The sequence below is a fragment of the Citrobacter sp. RHBSTW-00986 genome, assembly GCF_013783065.1.
GTDB classification, from domain to species: domain Bacteria; phylum Pseudomonadota; class Gammaproteobacteria; order Enterobacterales; family Enterobacteriaceae; genus Citrobacter; species Citrobacter braakii.
Window position 1 is genome coordinate 1,879,935 of the sequence record NZ_CP056200.1, and the last position, 18,454, is coordinate 1,898,388.

Genomic DNA, 18,454 nt, shown 5'->3' on the forward strand with positions numbered 1-18,454 from the left:
AAGAGGTAATAACATGTCAAAAGTCGCTCTCATCACTGGCGTAACCGGGCAGGATGGTTCTTACCTGGCAGAGTTCCTGCTGGAAAAAGGGTATGAAGTACACGGTATTAAGCGCCGCGCTTCATCATTCAACACCGAACGAGTGGACCACATCTATCAGGATCCGCATTCGGGCAATCCCAAATTCCATCTGCACTATGGCGATTTGACGGACTCCTCCAACCTGACCCGTATTTTACAGGAAGTGCAACCGGATGAGGTCTATAACCTGGGCGCCATGAGTCATGTCGCGGTGTCGTTTGATTCACCGGAATACACCGCGGATGTCGATGCTATCGGCACCTTGCGTTTGCTGGAAGCTATCCGCTTCCTCGGCCTGGAAAAGAAGACCCGTTTTTATCAGGCTTCCACCTCTGAACTGTACGGCCTGGTACAGGAAATTCCGCAGAAAGAGAGCACGCCGTTCTACCCGCGCTCGCCGTATGCCGTTGCCAAGCTGTACGCCTACTGGATAACCGTCAACTACCGCGAATCTTACGGTATGTATGCCTGTAACGGCATTCTGTTTAACCACGAATCTCCGCGCCGCGGCGAAACCTTTGTCACGCGCAAAATTACGCGTGCGATCGCCAACATCGCGCAGGGGCTGGAGTCTTGCCTGTACCTGGGCAATATGGATTCGCTGCGTGACTGGGGGCATGCCAAAGATTACGTCAGGATGCAGTGGATGATGCTGCAGCAGGACAAGCCGGAAGATTTCGTGATTGCCACCGGCGTGCAGTATTCCGTGCGCCAGTTTGTGGAAATGGCCGCCGCTCAGTTGGGGATTAAATTGCGCTTTGAAGGCGAGGGCGTGAATGAGAAAGGCATTGTGGTTTCCGTAACCGGACACGACGCGCCGGGTGTGAAACCTGGGGATGTCATGATTGCCGTCGATCCGCGCTATTTCCGTCCGGCTGAGGTGGAAACGCTGCTGGGCGATCCGGCCAAAGCACATGAAAAACTGGGCTGGAAGCCGGAAATCACGTTGCGCCAGATGATCTCGGAAATGGTTGCCAACGATCTTGAAGCAGCGAAGAAGCATTCCCTGCTGAAGTCGCACGGTTACGAGGTCGCCATCGCGCTGGAGTACTGAGGATGAAGACACAACGTATTTTTGTGGCGGGCCATCGCGGGATGGTGGGGTCCGCCATCGTCAGACAATTGTCGCAGCGAGATAATGTCGAGCTGGTGCTGCGTACCCGCGACCAACTTAACCTGCTGGACGCAAGTGCGGTGCAGGCGTTCTTTGCCACTGAACGTATTGACCAGGTTTATCTGGCGGCGGCTAAAGTTGGCGGGATCGTGGCGAATAATACTTATCCTGCTGATTTTATTTATGAAAACATGATGATTGAGAGCAACATTATTCATGCTGCGCATTTGCATAACGTGAATAAACTGCTGTTTCTCGGGTCATCCTGTATTTATCCAAAGCAAGCCACCCAGCCAATAGCCGAAAGCGAACTGTTGCAGGGGCAGCTGGAACCGACCAATGAGCCGTATGCGATTGCCAAAATTGCCGGGATCAAGCTGTGCGAATCGTATAACCGCCAGTATGGCCGCGATTATCGCTCGGTGATGCCGACCAATCTGTATGGGCCGCATGACAACTTCCACCCGAGTAATTCGCATGTGATCCCGGCGCTGCTGCGCCGCTTTCATGACGCTCGCGAGCACAATACGCCGGATGTGGTGGTGTGGGGAAGCGGGACGCCAATGCGTGAATTTCTGCATGTTGACGATATGGCAGCGGCCAGTATCCACGTGATGGAGCTGGCTCAGGAAGTCTTGCAGGAATATACCCAGCCGATGCTGTCGCATATCAACGTGGGCACCGGCGTGGACTGCACCATCCGCGAACTGGCGCAAACCATCGCGCAGGTCGTGGGTTACAAGGGGCGCGTGGTGTTCGACGCCAGCAAACCGGATGGAACGCCGCGCAAATTGCTCGATGTTACGCGTCTGCATCAGTTGGGCTGGTATCACGAGATATCACTGGAAGCGGGGCTTGCCAGTACCTGGCAGTGGTTCCTTGAAAACCAGCAGCGCTACCGGGGGTAAGCATGTTTTTACGTCATGAGGATTTTGCCACCGTAGTACGTTCAACTCCGCTGATTTCCATCGATTTGATCGTGGAAAACACCCACGGTGAATTTCTGCTCGGTAAGCGTCTCAATCGTCCGGCGCAGGGTTACTGGTTTGTGCCCGGCGGTCGGGTGCAAAAAGATGAACCGCTGCACGTGGCCTTTGAGCGGCTTACCGAAACGGAGCTGGGGTTACGTTTACCGCTGTCTGCTGCGGAGTTTTACGGTGTCTGGCAGCACTTCTATGACGACAACTTTTCTGGGGATGATTTCTCAACGCATTACATCGTGCTGGGATTTCGTCTGCGGGTGTCGGAAAACGACTTGCAACTGCCCAATGTCCAACATGATGCGTACCGATGGATGGCGGCTACACAGATTCTGGTCAGTGACCACGTGCACGACAACAGTCGGGCTTACTTCTGTAAAACAAGTCAGGCCGGAGTACCCGGGCTATGAAGATCCTCGTGTATGGCATCAACTATTCGCCGGAGTTGACCGGTATCGGCAAATACACCGGTGAAATGGTGGAGTGGATGGCGCAGCAGGGGCATGACGTTCGGGTGATCACCGCGCCGCCTTATTATCCCCAGTGGAAGGTAAACGGCAGTTATTCATCCTGGCGCTACCGTCGCGAAGAGGGCGACGCCCTCGTCTGGCGTTGTCCGCTGTATGTGCCTGAGCAACCCTCAACGCTCAAGCGCCTGCTGCATTTGGGCAGTTTCGCCCTGAGCAGTTTTTTCCCGCTACTGGCGCAACGTCGCTGGAAGCCGGATCGCATTATCGGCGTAGTGCCGACGCTGTTTTGCACGCCGGGCATGCGCCTGCTGGCAAAGCTTTGTGGCGCACGTACGCTATTGCACGTTCAGGATTACGAAGTCGATGCCATGTTGGGGCTAGGAATGGCGGGCAAAGGCACGCGCGGTATGGTGGCAAAACTGGCCAGCGCCTTTGAGCGCAGTGGGCTGTTGAATATGGACCATATTTCGACGATTTCCCGTTCCATGATGCACAAAGCCATGGAAAAAGGCGTTGCGCCGCACAAGGTTATTTTCTTTCCGAACTGGTCAGAAGTGACGCGCTTTCGTGATGTGAGCGACGCCGATGCCCTGGCGTTGTCTAGGCAACTGGGATTGCCTGCCGATCAAAAGATCGTTCTTTACTCAGGCAATATCGGTGAAAAGCAGGGGCTGGAGAGCGTGATAGACGCAGCGGTCGAGTTGAGCGAACACCCCTGGCTGTTTGTGATTGTCGGGCAGGGCGGTGGTAAAGCGCGGCTGGAGAGCATGGCCTGCGAACGCGGCCTGAATAACGTGATGTTCTTTCCGCTGCAATCATATGACGCGCTGCCAGCGTTGCTCAAGATTGCGGATTGTCATCTGGTCGTGCAAAAGCGTGGTGCGGCTGATGCCGTACTGCCCTCCAAATTGACCAATATCCTCGCTGTTGGTGGTAACGCAGTTATTACTGCCGAACCTGAAACCGAGCTGGGTCAGCTTTGTGACGCTCACCCTGGCATTGCGGTGTGCGTGGAGCCGGAGTCGGTAAACGCGCTGGTTTGCGGTATTAAACGGGCGCTGATGATGCCAAAAGTAAACACGGTGGCACGTGATTATGCCGAACGCACGCTGGATAAAGAAAACGTGCTGAGTCAATTTCTTGCAGATATACGGGGTACATGATGAGTCAAAGCAAACTCTTTCCGGTGGTGATGGCCGGTGGCTCAGGGAGCCGTTTATGGCCACTGTCCCGCGTGCTGTACCCAAAGCAGTTCCTGTGCCTGAAAGGCGATCTCACCATGCTGCAGACGACGATTTGCCGTCTGAACGGCGTGGAGTGCGAAAGCCCGGTGGTTATCTGTAATGAACAACACCGTTTTATCGTAGCGGAACAGTTACGACAGCTGCACAAGCTGACTGAGAACATCATTCTCGAACCTGCCGGGCGTAACACGGCACCGGCGATAGCGCTGGCCGCGCTGGCGGCAAAACGTCAAAGTCCGGGTGAGGATCCGCTGCTGCTGGTCTTGGCGGCCGATCACATGATTGCCGACGAAGAGGCATTCCGCGAGGCGGTTCGCAATGCGATGCCCTATGCCGGAGCGGGTAAGCTGGTGACGTTTGGTATCGTGCCGGACCAGCCGGAAACCGGCTATGGCTATATCCGCCGGGGGGAGGTCTCGCCGACGAATACCGACGCCGTGGCTTTTGAGGTGGCACAGTTTGTTGAAAAGCCCAATCTGGAAACCGCGCAGGCTTACGTGACGAGCGGCGACTACTACTGGAACAGCGGCATGTTCTTGTTCCGGGCCGGACGTTACCTGGAAGAACTGAAAAAGTATCGTCCCGATATTCTTGAAGCCTGTGAGAACGCCATGAGTACGGTCGACCCCGATCTCGATTTTATCCGCGTTGATGAACTGGCGTTTCTCGCCTGCCCGGAAGAGTCTGTGGACTATGCGGTAATGGAACGTACCGCCGATGCGGTGGTGATGCCAATGAACGCAGGCTGGAGCGATGTTGGCTCCTGGTCATCGCTGTGGGAAATTAGTGCCCATACCGCTGAAGGCAATGTGCATCACGGCGACGTCATTAGCCACAAAACGGAAAACAGTTACGTGTATGCCGAATCCGGCCTGGTGACGACCGTCGGGGTGAAAGATCTGGTGGTGGTGCAGACCAAAGACGCGGTGCTGATAGCCGATCGCAACGCGGTGCAGGACGTCAAAAAAGTGGTAGAGCAAATTAAGGCTGACGGGCGTCATGAGCATCATATTCACCGCGAAGTTTATCGTCCGTGGGGCAAGTACGACTCAATTGATGCCGGAGAGCGTTACCAGGTGAAGCGAATTACCGTCAAGCCTGGTGAGGGATTGTCTGTGCAGATGCATCATCACCGGGCTGAACACTGGGTTGTGGTTGCCGGTACCGCGAAGGTGACAATCAATGATGATATCAAGCTGCTTGCTGAAAACGAGTCTGTCTATATTCCGCTGGGGGCGACCCATTGTCTGGAGAACCCGGGGAAAATCCCGCTCGATCTGATTGAAGTGCGCTCCGGATCTTACCTCGATGAGGATGATGTGGTGCGGTTTGCGGATCGCTACGGGCGCGCGTAACACAACATCATCGTTGCCGGATGGCGGCGTGAACACCTTATCCGGCCTAAAAACTAACGGCTAGTCATTTTGTGAAAAATATCTCCAGTCAGGAGAGGGCTAACTGTTGCCTGAAGAAGGGTAAATCATGACGAAATTAACCTGTTTCAAAGCCTACGATATTCGCGGCAGGCTGGGCGAAGAGCTGAATGAAGAGATTGCGTGGCGCATTGGCCGCGCTTACGGCGAGTTCCTGAAGCCAAAATCTATCGTTCTGGGCGGCGATGTGCGTCTGACCAGCGAGACGCTAAAGCTGGCGCTGGCGAAAGGGCTGCAGGATGCGGGGGTGAATGTGCTGGATATTGGCATGTCGGGCACCGAAGAGATTTACTTCGCCACCTTCCACCTTGGCATTGACGGCGGTATTGAAGTGACCGCCAGCCATAATCCGATGGATTACAACGGCATGAAGCTGGTGCGGGAAGGGGCGCGGCCCATCAGCGGTGATACCGGTCTGCGCGACGTGCAGCGCCTGGCGGAAGCCAACGACTTCCCGGCGGTTGATGCGACAAAACGTGGCCACTACCAGCGTATTACTACCCGCGATGCCTACATCGACCACCTGCTGGGTTACATCAATCCCGGCAGCCTGAGACCGATGAAGCTGGTGCTCAACTCCGGCAATGGTGCGGCAGGTCCGGTGGTTGACGCCATTGAAGCCCGTTTTCAGGCGCTGGGTGTGCCGGTCGAGTTCATCAAAATTCACAATACGCCGGATGGCAATTTTCCCAACGGTATCCCCAACCCTCTGCTGCCGGAATGCCGGGCCGACACGCGCAATGCGGTGATTGAACACGGTGCGGATATGGGGATTGCCTTCGACGGTGATTTTGACCGCTGCTTCCTGTTCGATGAAAAAGGTCAGTTCATTGAGGGCTACTACATTGTCGGCCTGCTGGCAGAAGCTTTTCTGGAGAAGAATCCGGGGGCGAAAATTATCCACGACCCGCGCCTGTCCTGGAACACAGTGGATGTGGTGACGGCGGCAGGCGGTAAACCGGTGATGTCAAAAACCGGGCACGCGTTTATCAAAGAGCGCATGCGCCATGAAGATGCCATTTATGGCGGTGAAATGAGCGCGCATCACTATTTCCGTGATTTTGCTTACTGCGACAGCGGAATGATCCCGTGGCTGCTGGTGGCGGAACTGCTGAGTCTGAAAGGGCAGTCGCTGGGTGAACTGGTCCGTGACCGGATGGTGGCCTATCCGGCGAGTGGGGAAATCAACAGCACGCTGGCAGAGCCGGCGGCAGCGATTGCGCGTGTGGAGCAGCACTTTTCCCGTGAGGCGCTGACGGTGGACAGAACGGACGGTATCAGCATGGCGTTTGTCGACTGGCGCTTCAATTTACGCGCTTCCAATACCGAACCGGTGGTGCGCCTGAACGTGGAATCGCGCGGAAATATTCCGTTGATGGAAGCGCGAACGCGCACTCTTCTGGCGTTACTGAATCAGTAATGCCGGTGCTTCCTTTGCCCGCTTATGGGCAAAGGGTGACTAACAGGAACCACGATGACACATCTAAAAAAGCGCGAACGCGCCAAAACCAATGCGTCGTTAATTTCGATGGTGCAACGCTTTTCAGATATCACCATCATGTTTGGCGGGTTGTGGGTGATCTGCGAATTAAGCGGTTTGCCTTTCCTGTATATGCACCTGCTGGTGGCGCTGATCACGCTGGTCGTTTTTCAGATGCTCGGTGGCATAACGGATTTTTATCGCTCCTGGCGCGGCGTCAAAATTTCCACTGAGCTGGTGCTGTTACTACAAAACTGGACGCTGAGTCTGATTTTTAGCGCAGGTCTGATCGCCTTTAATAACGATTTCGATAATCGTCTCGCCGTCTGGCTGGCATGGTATCTGCTTTCAAGCGTCGGCCTGGTGTTGAGTCGTTCGTTTATTCGCTACGGTGCGGGGTGGTTGCGTAATCGTGGTTACAACACCCGCCGGGTGGCGGTGGCTGGCGACCTGCCCGCCGGACAAATGCTGCTGGACAGTTTTCGCCATGAACCGTGGCTGGGATTTGAAGTGGCGGGGGTCTATCACGACCCAATCCCTGGAAAAAACTCCCGCGACTGGGCCGGTAATTTGCAACAACTGGTGGACGACGCCAAAGCTTCACGCATTCATAACGTTTATATCGCCATGTCGATGAGCGATGGCGCCAGCGTAAAAAAACTGGTGCGTGAGTTGGCCGACACCACCTGCTCGGTGATCCTCATTCCTGATGTCTTTACCTTCAACATCCTGCATTCACGGATTGAAGAGATGAACGGCGTTCCGGTAGTGCCGCTGTATGACACGCCGCTCTCGGGGATTAATCGTCTGTTAAAGCGCGCGGAAGATATCGTGCTGGCTTCACTGATCCTGCTGCTTATTTCCCCGGTGCTGTGTGGTATTGCGCTGCTGGTAAAACTGACCTCCAAAGGTCCGGTGATTTTCCGCCAGACCCGCTATGGCATGGACGGGAAGCCGATCAAAGTCTGGAAATTTCGCTCGATGAAAGTGATGGAGAACGACGCGGTGGTGACGCAGGCGACGCAAAACGATCCGCGCGTTACCCCTGTGGGAAATTTCCTGCGCCGGACGTCGCTCGATGAACTGCCGCAGTTTATTAACGTCCTGACCGGGGGAATGTCTATCGTCGGGCCACGTCCGCATGCGGTGGCGCATAACGAGCAGTACCGCCAACTGATCGAGGGGTACATGTTACGCCATAAGGTAAAACCGGGCATTACCGGCTGGGCGCAAATCAACGGCTGGCGCGGTGAAACCGATACGCTGGAAAAAATGGAAAAACGTGTGGAGTTTGATCTCGAATACATTCGCGAGTGGAGCGTGTGGTTCGATATCAAAATTGTTTTTCTGACGGTATTCAAAGGCTTTGTGAACAAAGCGGCGTATTAACATGAGCTTACGAGAAAAAACGCTTAATGGCGCAAAGTGGTCGGCGATTGCTACGGTGATCATTATTGGTCTGGGACTTATCCAGATGACTGTCCTGGCGCGGATTATTGATAACCACCAGTTTGGGTTGTTAACCGTGTCGCTGGTGATCATTGCGCTGGCCGATACGCTGTCGGATTTCGGTATTGCCAACTCAATTATTCAGCGCAAAGACATCGGTTATCTTGAGCTGACTACGCTGTACTGGCTCAACGTTGGGCTGGGTATGGTGGTATGTGTGGTGATGTTTCTGCTTAGCGGGACGATTGCCAGCGTGCTCAATAATCCCGAACTGGCGCCACTCATCAAAACCTTATCGCTGGCGTTTGTGGTGATACCGCACGGGCAGCAGTTTCGCGCGCTGATGCAAAAAGAGCTGGCCTTCAACAAAATTGGCATGATTGAAACCAGTTCGGTGTTGGCCGGTTTTACCTTTACCGTGGTCAGCGCCCATTTCTGGCCGCTCGCGCTGACGGCCATTCTCGGGTATCTGGTGAACAGTACGCTACGAACGCTGCTGTTCGGCTATTTTGGTCGCCGGATTTACCGTCCGGGGCTGCATTTTTCGCTGGCATCCGTTTCGTCGAACCTGCGTTTTGGTGCGTGGCTGACGGCAGACAGCATTATCAATTACCTCAATACCAACCTTTCCACGCTGGTTTTAGCCAGAACGTTGGGCGCAGGTGTGGCGGGCGGATTCAATCTCGCCTGGAACGTGGCGGTTGTCCCTCCGATCAAACTGAACCCGATTATTACCCGTGTCCTGTTTCCGGCGTTTGCCAAAATTCAGGACGACAGTGAAAAGCTACGGGTGAATTTTTACAAGCTGCTGTCGGTGGTCGGGATCATTAACTTCCCGGTACTCCTGGGATTGATGGTGGTGTCGAACAATGTGGTGCCGCTGGTATTTGGCGAGAAGTGGAACGGTATTATTCCCGTTTTGCAACTGCTGTGCATTGTTGGACTGCTGCGCTCTGTGGGGAATCCGATCGGTTCACTGCTGATGGCGAAAGCACGGGTCGACATCAGCTTCAAATTCAATGTGTTCAAAACCTTTCTGTTTATTCCCGCCATTTTCATCGGTGGTCATCAGGCCGGGGCGATTGGCGTGACGCTGGGCTTTTTGCTGGTCCAGGTGATTAACACGATCCTCAGTTACTTCGTGATGATCAAACCTGTTCTTGGCTCCAGCTACCGCCAGTACATGCTCAGTCTGTGGCTGCCGTTATATCTCTCTTTACCTACCCTTGTGGTGAGCTATGCGCTGGACGTAATGCTGCGCAGCCAACTGTCGCCAGGCGCGTTGCTGGGGATCCAGGTAGCGGCAGGAGCGCTGGCGTTCGCGGCGATGATTGTGGTGTCGCGCCATCCGTTAGTGGTGGAAATAAAACGCCAGCTCTGCCGCAGTGAAAAAATGAAAACCTTGCTTCGTGCAGGATAAGAACAACGCTTTAAGAGGTCATAATGAAACTATTAATTTTAGGCAACCATACCTGTGGGAACCGTGGGGATAGCGCGATACTGCGCGGTTTGCTGGATGCCATTAACGCGTTGCGTCCTGAGACTGAAGTGGATGTTATGAGCCGTTATCCGGTGAGTTCTTCGTGGTTGCTGAACCGCCCGGTGATGGGCGATCCGCTGTATTCGCAGATGAAGCAACACAATAATGCTGCGGGCGTTATGGGACGCGTGAAGAAAGTGTTGCGTCGTCGCTATCAGCATCAGGTGCTGCTCTCGCGTGTCACCGATTCCGGTAATCTGCGCAATATCGCGATCGCCCAGGGGTTTACCGATTTTGTTCGTCTGCTGTCGCGCTATGACGCCATTATCCAGGTCGGCGGATCGTTTTTTGTCGATCTGTATGGCGTACCGCAGTTTGAACATGCCCTGTGTACGTTTATGGCGAAAAAACCGCTGTACATGATTGGCCACAGTGTGGGGCCATTCCAGGATGAACAGTTTAATCAACTGGCGAACTACGTTTTTGGACACTGTAATGCATTGATTTTGCGTGAATCCGTCAGTCTGGATCTGATGAAGCGCAGTGCAATAAACACGGATAAAGTCGAAACCGGGGTAGATACCGCCTGGCTGGTAAATAACCATGATGAGGATTATGAGCCTGGTTATGCCGTACAGCACTGGTTACACATGGCGGCAAAACAGAAGACCGTTGCCATTACTCTGCGTGAGCTGGCTCCTTTTGATAAGCGTCTGGGGACAACGCAGCAGGCCTATGAGCAAGCTTTTGCTGGGGTAGTGAACCGCATCCTTGATGAAGGTTACCAGGTGATAGCGCTGTCAACCTGTACTGGTATTGATAGTTACAACAAAGATGACCGCATGGTGGCGTTGAACCTGCGCCAGTATATTAACGACCCGGGCCGTTATCACGTGGTGATGGATGAACTCAACGACCTGGAGATGGGGAAAATTTTGGCTGCATGCGATCTGACGGTGGGGACTCGTTTGCACTCGGCCATCATCTCGATGAATTTTATGACGCCAGCCATCGCCATTAATTATGAGCATAAATCGGCAGGGATCATGCAACAACTGGGGTTAGCAGAGATGGCCGTCGATATTCGCCATCTGCTCGATGGCAGCCTGGAAGGGAAGGTCGCCGATGCTCTCGGACAGCTACCTGAGCTGAACATACGTCTCGGCGACGCGGTTAGGCGTGAGCGTGAACGTGGGGTGAACATGGTGCAATCGGTTTTAACGCGTATTGAGGGGGAAAAATGAAGGTTGGCTTTTTCCTGCTTAAATTTCCGCTCTCCTCCGAGACCTTTGTACTCAATCAGATTACCGCATTTATCGACATGGGCTACGACGTGGAAATTGTCGCGTTGCACAAGGGCGATCTTGAAAATACGCATGCCTCATTTAATACCTACCGTCTGGGTGAAAAAACGCGCTGGTTACTGAATGAGCCGAACAGCAAACTGGCGAAGCTTAAGTATAGGGCAGTGGCGGCCCTGCGCGGTATTACCCGCTCAGCCACCTGGAAAGCGCTGAATGTTTCACGCTATGGCGATGAGGCGCGCAATCTGATTTTGGCGGCCATTTGTGGCGCGAACCCGTGGGCGTTTGAAGCGGATGTGTTTATCGCTCATTTTGGACCCGCAGGCGTAACGGCCACCAAGCTGCGTGAGCTAGGAATGATCCGCGGCAAAATCGCCACGGTATTTCACGGCATTGATGTTTCGCATCGGGATGTGCTTGCCCACTACACCCCTGAATATCAGCAACTGTTTGAACGTGGGGATTTGATGTTACCTATTAGCAACCTCTGGGCCGGACGTTTAAAAAATATGGGGTGCCCGCCGCAGAAAATTGCGGTCTCGCGCATGGGAATCGATATGACGCGCTTTACGCCACGCCAGTTGAAATCGCCTGCCGCCCCGCTGGAGATTATCTCTGTCGCCAGGTTAACTGAGAAAAAAGGACTGCACGTCGCCATCGAAGCCTGTCGTCAGTTGAAAGAGCAGGGCGTCGCATTCCGTTATCGCATCCTTGGCATTGGCCCCTGGGAGCGTCGTCTGCGTACGCTAATTGAGCAATATCAACTTGATGATGTGATTGAGATGCCTGGCTTTAAACCCAGCCATCAGGTGAAGGAAATGCTTGAGCAGGCGGATGTCTTTTTGCTGCCGTCGATCACCGGAAGGGATGGCGATATGGAGGGGATCCCGGTGGCGCTGATGGAGGCGATGGCAGTGGGGATCCCGGTGATTTCCACCGTCCATAGTGGGATCCCTGAACTGGTCGAGTCGGGCAAATCTGGCTGGCTGGCACCGGAAAATGACGCGCAGGCGCTGGCAGAGCGATTAGCGGCATTTAGCCTGCTCGACAGTGAGCAGGTGCAGCCGATTGTGCAGTGCGCGCGAGAAAAAATTGCAACTGAATTTAATCAGTTAGCGATCAATAAACAGTTAGCCAGTCTGCTGCAAACGATGTAAATCGAGGTTGTATGTCAGAGAAAAAACTCTCACGCCGTACTTTTCTGACGGCAGGCTCTGCGCTTGTCGTGCTGCATTCTCCCGTTGTTCGGGCGCTAGAATCACCGGGCAGCGTCAACATTCAGGATTACAACCCACAGGATTGGGTGGCCTCTTTCAGGCAGGCGTTCAAAGAAGGACAAACGGTCGTCGTACCAACAGGGCTGGAATGTAAGGATCTCAATACCGCCATCGTTATCCCGCCAGGCAAAACGCTATTCCTGCAAGGGCGAATAAGCGGCAATGGCCGTGGGCGCTTTGTTCTGCAGGATGGATGCAAGGTGATGGGCGAGCAGGGCGGGAGCCTGAGGAACGTTACCCTCGATGTGCGGGGGTCGGACTGTGTGATAAAAGGGATTGCCATGAGCGGTTTCGGTCCGGTGACGCAAATCTATATCGGCGGTAAAACCTCGAGGCTGATGCGTAATCTGATTATCGATGATATTACCGTCACGCGCGCTAACTATGGCATTTTACGTCAGGGTTTTCATAACCGAATGGACGTCGTAAAGATCACAAACAGCCGTTTTAGCGATTTACAGGGTGATGCTATCGAGTGGAATGTGGCGATAAACGACAGCAATATCCTCATTTCTGACCATGTCATTGAACGTATCAACTGTACCAACGGCAACGTGAACTGGGGCATTGGCATCGGTCTGGCGGGGAGTACCTATGACAATAGCTATCCCGATGAACTGGCGGTAAAAAACTTTGTGGTAGCGAACATCACCGGCACCGACTGCCGACAGTTAGTCCATGTGGAGAACGGCAAACACTTTATTATTCGTAATGTTACCGCGCGAAATATCACTCCGGATTATAGTAAGAAAGCGGGCATTGATAATGCGACGGTCGCTATTTACGGATGTGATAATTTCGTAATTGATAATATCAATATGGAGAATAGCGCAGGTATGCTCATTGGTTACGGCGTAATCAAAGGGCGTTATTTATCCATTCCACAAAACTTTAAGTTAAATAATATCCATCTGGATAATACGAAACGTGAATACAAATTGCGCGGTATTCAGATCTCCTCTGGTAATGCGACATCATTTGTGGCGATCACCAATGTGCAGATGAAACGTGCCACGCTTGAGTTGCATAACCAACCACAGCACCTTTTTTTACGTAACATCAGGGTGATGCAGCAATCCGCGATGGGACCCGCGCTTAAGATGCACTTCGATCTCCGTCAGGATGTGCGCGGCAAGTTTATGGCAAAACAGGACACATTACTCTCGCTGGCGAATGTCCATGCGGTAAACGAAACCGGGCAAAGCTCAGTTGACATCGACCGGGTAAACCATCAGGTGGTGAATGTCGAAGCGGTGAATTTTCGACTCCCGGGACGGGAGAGGTAACTTTGCGACCATTCCTGGCTAAAGTGACACCTCCATGGGATTAAGATTACTGCATTGCGAAGTTAAGCGGCGTAACATACGCTGCATCGGAGTAATGTAATTCATACTGGCTAAAACAAGCTAAAAAGCTATAATTCAGCAACAATTGAATAGGTGAATGACTTAATGATTAATTTGAAAGCAGTTATTCCGGTAGCAGGTCTGGGGATGCACATGTTGCCTGCCACGAAGGCAATCCCTAAAGAGATGCTACCGATCGTAGACAAGCCGATGATTCAATACATTGTCGACGAAATTGTAGCTGCAGGTATCAAAGAAATCGTGCTGGTGACTCATGCGTCTAAGAACGCGGTTGAGAACCACTTCGACACCTCTTACGAACTCGAATCGTTGCTTGAGCAGCGTGTTAAGCGCCAGCTATTAGCCGAGGTGCAGTCTATCTGTCCTCCTGGCGTGACTATTATGAACGTTCGTCAGGCTCAGTTACTGGGCCTGGGTCATTCAATTCTTTGTGCTCGCCCAATTGTTGGGGATAACCCGTTTGTCGTCGTATTACCTGACGTTGTTCTTGATACAGCGAGCGCGGATCCGCTGCGCTACAACCTGGCTGCCATGGTTGCTCGTTTTAATGAAACCGGGCGTAGTCAGGTGCTGGCTAAGCGTATGGAAGGCGATCTGTCTGAGTACTCTGTTATTCAGACCAAAGAGCCTTTAGATAACGAAGGCAAAGTCAGCCGTATTGTTGAATTCATTGAAAAACCAGACCAGCCGCAGACTCTGGATTCCGATCTGATGGCAGTAGGGCGCTACGTGCTTTCTGCTGATATCTGGGCAGAACTGGAGCATACCCAGCCCGGTGCCTGGGGGCGTATTCAGTTGACGGATGCTATTGCTGAACTGGCGAAAAAACAGTCTGTTGATGCGATGCTGATGACTGGTGACAGCTACGACTGCGGGAAGAAGATGGGGTATATGCAGGCGTTTGTTAAGTACGGGCTGCGTAACCTGAAGGAAGGGCCGAAGTTCCGTAAGAGCATTGAGAAGTTGCTCGGAGAATAGGCAAGACGAAAGATTAATTATATTAGTAATACTTCATGATAAATGGCAGGGGAAGACTCATGATGCTATCAGTATACAGGCATGTCTTCACTGCCTTTTTTATGATAAAAATCAAGTAGTAAAAAGATCAATGCTCTACCTTTTCTTGTAGCAAAAATCGATTTCTTCTTGTTTCTTAGTTAGATTAATACGACAATATTTGGGATGTTTTGGGGCTAAATGTGTCAAAATGTAATCAATAATTGATAGGCTAAGCCCCCTCAAAAATTGGAGTGTACAGTACACTGGTAGCTGTTGAGCCAGGGGCGGTAGCGTGTTTTTTATTATGCAATACTAAAGTAACATCTTCTAAAACCCTATAAAAATTGTTATAGGGACTCGTTATTTCTTAAATAATAACTTGTCAAGTTATTATTTAAGAAAATTAGGCTCAACTTCATTAAATATGGAAAGGTTAACGTGAGAATTTTGATTACCGGTGGTGCAGGTTTTATTGGTTCTGCTGTTGTTCGTCATATAATCAATAATACTAATGACAATATCATCAATGTAGATAAACTCACCTATGCTGGAAATCTTGAATCGCTGAAAGAGGTGGAAAACAACGAACGCTATACATTCTTTAAAGCTGACATCTGTGATGGCGAAGCAATGGCGAGAATTTTTCAAGAAACACAACCTGATGCTGTGATGCACCTCGCAGCTGAAAGTCATGTTGACCGTTCTATCACAGGACCAGCGGCATTTATTGAAACAAATATAGTCGGTACTTACACTTTGCTGGAAACCACAAGAAGATACTGGCAAAGTCTGGACGAAGCGAATAGGAACAGTTTCCGATTCCATCATATCTCCACTGATGAAGTTTATGGCGATTTACCTCATCCGGACGAATTACCGGAGGGGGCTGAGTTACCATTATTCACTGAAACTACCTCTTACTCACCGAGTAGCCCTTACTCTGCCTCTAAAGCATCAAGCGACCACCTCGTTCGTGCTTGGAGACGTACCTACGGGTTACCTACTGTAGTGACTAACTGTTCTAACAATTACGGTCCCTATCACTTCCCTGAGAAATTGATTCCATTAATTATTATCAATGCACTTGCGGGTAAATCTCTACCAGTTTATGGCAATGGCGCGCAAATTCGAGACTGGCTGTTCGTTGAGGACCATGCTCGCGCGCTATACAAAGTGGTCACAGAAGGTGTTGTTGGCGAAACTTATAATATTGGTGGCCATAACGAGCGTAAGAATTTGGAAGTCGTTAAAACAATTTGCGAAATTCTGGACGAGGTTGTGACATCTAAACCTGCTGGAATTGCTAACTTTGCTGATTTAATCACTTATGTAACCGATCGTCCTGGCCACGATCACCGTTATGCAATTGATGCCAAAAAAATAAAAAATGATTTGGGCTGGGTGCCAGAAGAAACATTCGAAACAGGCATTAGGAAAACAGTTAATTGGTACCTGAATAATAAAGAATGGTGGAAACGGGTCATGGACGGTTCTTACGCTGGTGAACGTTTGGGTTTGGTAAAATAAAGGTCAAATAATGAAAGGTATTGTTTTAGCTGGTGGTTCTGGGACTCGTCTATATCCTATCACACTTGGAATATCGAAACAGCTGTTACCCGTGTACGATAAGCCAATGATATTCTATCCAATTTCGGTTCTAATGTTGGCAGGTATACGTGATATTTTGATTATTAGTACTCCTGACGATTTACCCGCATTCAAGCGCCTATTAGGGGATGGTTCCCAATTTGGTGTGAATTTTAGCTATGAAGAACAGCCGACGCCAGATGGTTTAGCGCAAGCATTTATCATTGGTGAAGAATTTATAAACAATGATTCTTGTGCACTTGTGTTGGGCGATAATATTTATTTTGGTCAGAGTTTTGGTAAGAAGTTGGAGGCCGCATCACAGCTAAAATCAGGTGCCACAGTATTTGGTTATCAGGTTTTGGATCCGGAACGTTTTGGTGTTGTTGAATTTGATGAGAATTATAAAGCTCTCTCAATCGAAGAAAAACCACTTAAACCCAAATCTAACTGGGCTGTCACTGGGCTTTATTTCTATGATAACAACGTGGTAGAAATGGCTAAGCAGGTTAAACCATCTGCACGCGGTGAACTGGAAATTACAACCTTAAACCAGATGTATCTCGAACAAGGTAACTTGCAGGTTGAATTACTCGGTCGTGGTTTTGCTTGGTTGGATACTGGTACCCACGATAGCCTGGTTGATGCTTCACAGTTTATTCATACTATTGAAAAACGCCAGGGCATGAAGGTTGCCTGCCTCGAAGAGATCGCGTATCGCAATAAATGGATTAGTAGAGATCAACTTTTTGAACAGGCTAATAAAATGAGTAAAAATGGATATGGCCAGTATCTGAAGATTATTGCTGGAGAGAACCAATGAAAGTAATTGATACTAAAATTAAAGATGTAAAAATCATTGAGCCGAAAGTCTTTGGTGACGAACGTGGATTTTTCTTAGAGACCTTTGAGAAAAATAGATATCAAACCATGCTCAATATTGACATGGATTTTGTTCAGGATAACCATTCTCGATCAAGCAAAGGTGTCCTGCGTGGACTGCATTTTCAGCGTAACAATCCACAGGGCAAACTTGTTCGCGTAGTACGTGGTGAAGTGTTCGATGTTGCAGTTGATATTCGTAGGGACTCTCCAACATATGGTACTTGGGAAGGCGTAATTCTTTCTGAAGCTAACAAAAAGCAATTCTGGATACCACCTGGACTTGCTCATGGCTTCTTAGTGCTGTCCGATATTGCTGATTTTGAATACAAATGCACGGATTACTATGATGCAAGTTCTGAAGGCTGTTTGATCTGGAATGATCCGCAGGTAGCTATTGAGTGGCCTGAGATTGATGCTGAGATTAAGCTTTCAGCGAAAGATGCTGTTGGTAAATCATTACACGATCTATAGCATGATTGTAAGGCATAGATAATATCTATGCCTAATAATTATAAGAGGTTTATGTGTTTAATAGTTTTTTTAATGATCTAGTTAAATATAAAACTGTCCTTGGGCAGCTCGTTAAACAACAAGTTACTCTCCGCTACCGAAGAACAATTTTTGGGTTTTTATGGACATTACTAAACCCATTATTAAATATGATAGTTATTGCCACGGTATTTTCTATAGTACTAAAGTTTCAAATAAGAGACTATAGTATTTTTTTATTTTCAGCAATTATTCCATGGACAATGTTTTCGAATACAATTGCTCAATGTTCGCAGTCTCTCATAATGAATGAGAGTTTAATTAAGAAGATATATCTACCGAAGCAATTATTCATTACGGCAAATGCATTCTCAGTGCTGATTGATTCATTCTTAAGTACTATCTGTTTATTTATCATTGCATTAATGTTTGGTGCTAAATTATCTTTTGCACTTCTATTTTTGCCATTTTCTTTCTTTATTCTTTTCTTTTTCACGTTTGGACTAGGATTGATTCTGTCCATATGCTCCGTATTTCTTCGAGATATGCAATATTTAATCGGGGTGCTATTGCAGGCGCTTTATTTTATCACGCCAATAATTTATCCGATTAGTGCAGTGCCTGAAGAATTTAGATGGGTATTTTCTTGGAATCCAATGTTTTATTTTGTGGAGTTGTTTCGAGATCCTATTTACAATAATGTGCTGCCATCATTCGATTTAATAAAAACCTGTATTATATTCTCAGGTGTCGCCTTTGTAATGGGCGTGTATATATTTAAATCCAACGAACATAAAATTGTATTTAGGTTGTAA

General features: G+C 50.1%; 16 protein-coding genes. All 16 read left to right on the forward strand.

The genetic code is table 11. The features are described from left to right. The first annotated feature begins 13 nt into the window (after window positions 1–13). The 16 genes from gmd to HV345_RS09175 all read left to right on the forward strand — a co-directional run bounded on the left by gmd (window position 14) and on the right by HV345_RS09175 (window position 18,454). Window positions 14–1,135, forward strand: coding sequence for a GDP-mannose 4,6-dehydratase (gmd, locus tag HV345_RS09100; RefSeq protein ID WP_016156920.1), 1,122 nt, complete (start codon window positions 14–16; stop codon window positions 1,133–1,135). Between the two features lie 2 nt (window positions 1,136–1,137). Beyond that, complete coding sequence (locus tag HV345_RS09105; RefSeq protein ID WP_016156919.1) at window positions 1,138–2,103, forward strand: GDP-L-fucose synthase; 966 nt, start codon at window positions 1,138–1,140, stop codon at window positions 2,101–2,103. Window positions 2,104–2,105: 2 nt separating this feature from the next. Further along, a complete protein-coding gene (locus tag HV345_RS09110; protein ID WP_153690222.1) occupies window positions 2,106–2,585 on the forward strand; it encodes a GDP-mannose mannosyl hydrolase in 480 nt (159 codons plus the stop codon). Continuing rightward, window positions 2,582–3,808, forward strand: a complete 1,227-nt coding sequence (gene wcaI, locus HV345_RS09115; protein WP_109017420.1) for a colanic acid biosynthesis fucosyltransferase WcaI — start codon at window positions 2,582–2,584, stop codon at window positions 3,806–3,808. Before HV345_RS09110 ends, wcaI begins: the two co-directional genes overlap by 4 nt. Continuing rightward, window positions 3,808–5,244: a mannose-1-phosphate guanyltransferase gene (cpsB, locus tag HV345_RS09120; protein ID WP_181636693.1), complete on the forward strand. Its 1,437-nt coding sequence runs from the start codon at window positions 3,808–3,810 to the stop codon at window positions 5,242–5,244. The genes wcaI and cpsB overlap by 1 nt, the downstream gene beginning before the upstream one ends. A 127-nt stretch (window positions 5,245–5,371) precedes the next feature. After that, complete coding sequence (gene cpsG / locus HV345_RS09125; RefSeq protein WP_181636524.1) at window positions 5,372–6,742, forward strand: colanic acid biosynthesis phosphomannomutase CpsG; 1,371 nt, start codon at window positions 5,372–5,374, stop codon at window positions 6,740–6,742. 54 nt (window positions 6,743–6,796) lie between these two features. Further along, a complete protein-coding gene (gene wcaJ / locus HV345_RS09130; protein WP_016156914.1) occupies window positions 6,797–8,191 on the forward strand; it encodes an undecaprenyl-phosphate glucose phosphotransferase in 1,395 nt (464 codons plus the stop codon). Window position 8,192: 1 nt separating this feature from the next. Next, window positions 8,193–9,671: a colanic acid undecaprenyl disphosphate flippase WzxC gene (gene wzxC, locus HV345_RS09135; RefSeq protein WP_019077129.1), complete on the forward strand. Its 1,479-nt coding sequence runs from the start codon at window positions 8,193–8,195 to the stop codon at window positions 9,669–9,671. Window positions 9,672–9,694: 23 nt separating this feature from the next. Continuing rightward, window positions 9,695–10,975 (forward strand): colanic acid biosynthesis pyruvyl transferase WcaK, encoded by a 1,281-nt coding sequence (gene wcaK, locus HV345_RS09140; RefSeq protein ID WP_016156912.1) that lies wholly within the window; start codon window positions 9,695–9,697, stop codon window positions 10,973–10,975. Beyond that, window positions 10,972–12,192 carry a colanic acid biosynthesis glycosyltransferase WcaL gene (gene wcaL / locus HV345_RS09145; protein ID WP_181636525.1) on the forward strand — a complete coding sequence of 407 codons (1,221 nt, stop codon included), beginning with the start codon at window positions 10,972–10,974 and terminating at the stop codon, window positions 12,190–12,192. Before wcaK ends, wcaL begins: the two co-directional genes overlap by 4 nt. 11 nt (window positions 12,193–12,203) lie before the next feature. Further along, window positions 12,204–13,598 (forward strand): colanic acid biosynthesis protein WcaM, encoded by a 1,395-nt coding sequence (gene wcaM / locus HV345_RS09150; RefSeq protein ID WP_181636526.1) that lies wholly within the window; start codon window positions 12,204–12,206, stop codon window positions 13,596–13,598. Between the two features lie 165 nt (window positions 13,599–13,763). Beyond that, entirely contained in the window at window positions 13,764–14,657 is an 894-nt protein-coding gene (gene galF / locus HV345_RS09155; RefSeq protein WP_000609089.1) for a GalU regulator GalF, read from the forward strand. A gap of 459 nt (window positions 14,658–15,116) precedes the next feature. Next, window positions 15,117–16,205: a dTDP-glucose 4,6-dehydratase gene (rfbB, locus tag HV345_RS09160; protein WP_181636527.1), complete on the forward strand. Its 1,089-nt coding sequence runs from the start codon at window positions 15,117–15,119 to the stop codon at window positions 16,203–16,205. Window positions 16,206–16,215: 10 nt separating this feature from the next. Next, entirely contained in the window at window positions 16,216–17,088 is an 873-nt protein-coding gene (gene rfbA / locus HV345_RS09165; protein ID WP_181636528.1) for a glucose-1-phosphate thymidylyltransferase RfbA, read from the forward strand. Next, the gene (gene rfbC, locus HV345_RS09170; protein WP_181636529.1) at window positions 17,085–17,621 is read left to right on the forward strand and encodes a dTDP-4-dehydrorhamnose 3,5-epimerase; all 537 of its coding nucleotides are present in this window, start codon (window positions 17,085–17,087) and stop codon (window positions 17,619–17,621) included. The genes rfbA and rfbC overlap by 4 nt, the downstream gene beginning before the upstream one ends. 53 nt (window positions 17,622–17,674) lie before the next feature. Then, entirely contained in the window at window positions 17,675–18,454 is a 780-nt protein-coding gene (locus HV345_RS09175) for an ABC transporter permease (RefSeq protein ID WP_181636530.1), read from the forward strand.

Bases quoted from the DNA above. Each gene is read 5' to 3' on its own strand.
- gmd (WP_016156920.1), top strand. From the start codon at position 14: ATGTCAAAAGTCGCTCTCATCACTGGCGTAACCGGGCAGGATGGTTCT.
- HV345_RS09105 (WP_016156919.1), top strand. From the start codon at position 1,138: ATGAAGACACAACGTATTTTTGTGGCGGGCCATCGCGGGATGGTGGGG.
- HV345_RS09110 (WP_153690222.1), top strand. From the start codon at position 2,106: ATGTTTTTACGTCATGAGGATTTTGCCACCGTAGTACGTTCAACTCCG.
- wcaI (WP_109017420.1), top strand. From the start codon at position 2,582: ATGAAGATCCTCGTGTATGGCATCAACTATTCGCCGGAGTTGACCGGT.
- cpsB (WP_181636693.1), top strand. From the start codon at position 3,808: ATGAGTCAAAGCAAACTCTTTCCGGTGGTGATGGCCGGTGGCTCAGGG.
- cpsG (WP_181636524.1), top strand. From the start codon at position 5,372: ATGACGAAATTAACCTGTTTCAAAGCCTACGATATTCGCGGCAGGCTG.
- wcaJ (WP_016156914.1), top strand. From the start codon at position 6,797: ATGACACATCTAAAAAAGCGCGAACGCGCCAAAACCAATGCGTCGTTA.
- wzxC (WP_019077129.1), top strand. From the start codon at position 8,193: ATGAGCTTACGAGAAAAAACGCTTAATGGCGCAAAGTGGTCGGCGATT.
- wcaK (WP_016156912.1), top strand. From the start codon at position 9,695: ATGAAACTATTAATTTTAGGCAACCATACCTGTGGGAACCGTGGGGAT.
- wcaL (WP_181636525.1), top strand. From the start codon at position 10,972: ATGAAGGTTGGCTTTTTCCTGCTTAAATTTCCGCTCTCCTCCGAGACC.
- wcaM (WP_181636526.1), top strand. From the start codon at position 12,204: ATGTCAGAGAAAAAACTCTCACGCCGTACTTTTCTGACGGCAGGCTCT.
- galF (WP_000609089.1), top strand. From the start codon at position 13,764: ATGATTAATTTGAAAGCAGTTATTCCGGTAGCAGGTCTGGGGATGCAC.
- rfbA (WP_181636528.1), top strand. From the start codon at position 16,216: ATGAAAGGTATTGTTTTAGCTGGTGGTTCTGGGACTCGTCTATATCCT.
- rfbC (WP_181636529.1), top strand. From the start codon at position 17,085: ATGAAAGTAATTGATACTAAAATTAAAGATGTAAAAATCATTGAGCCG.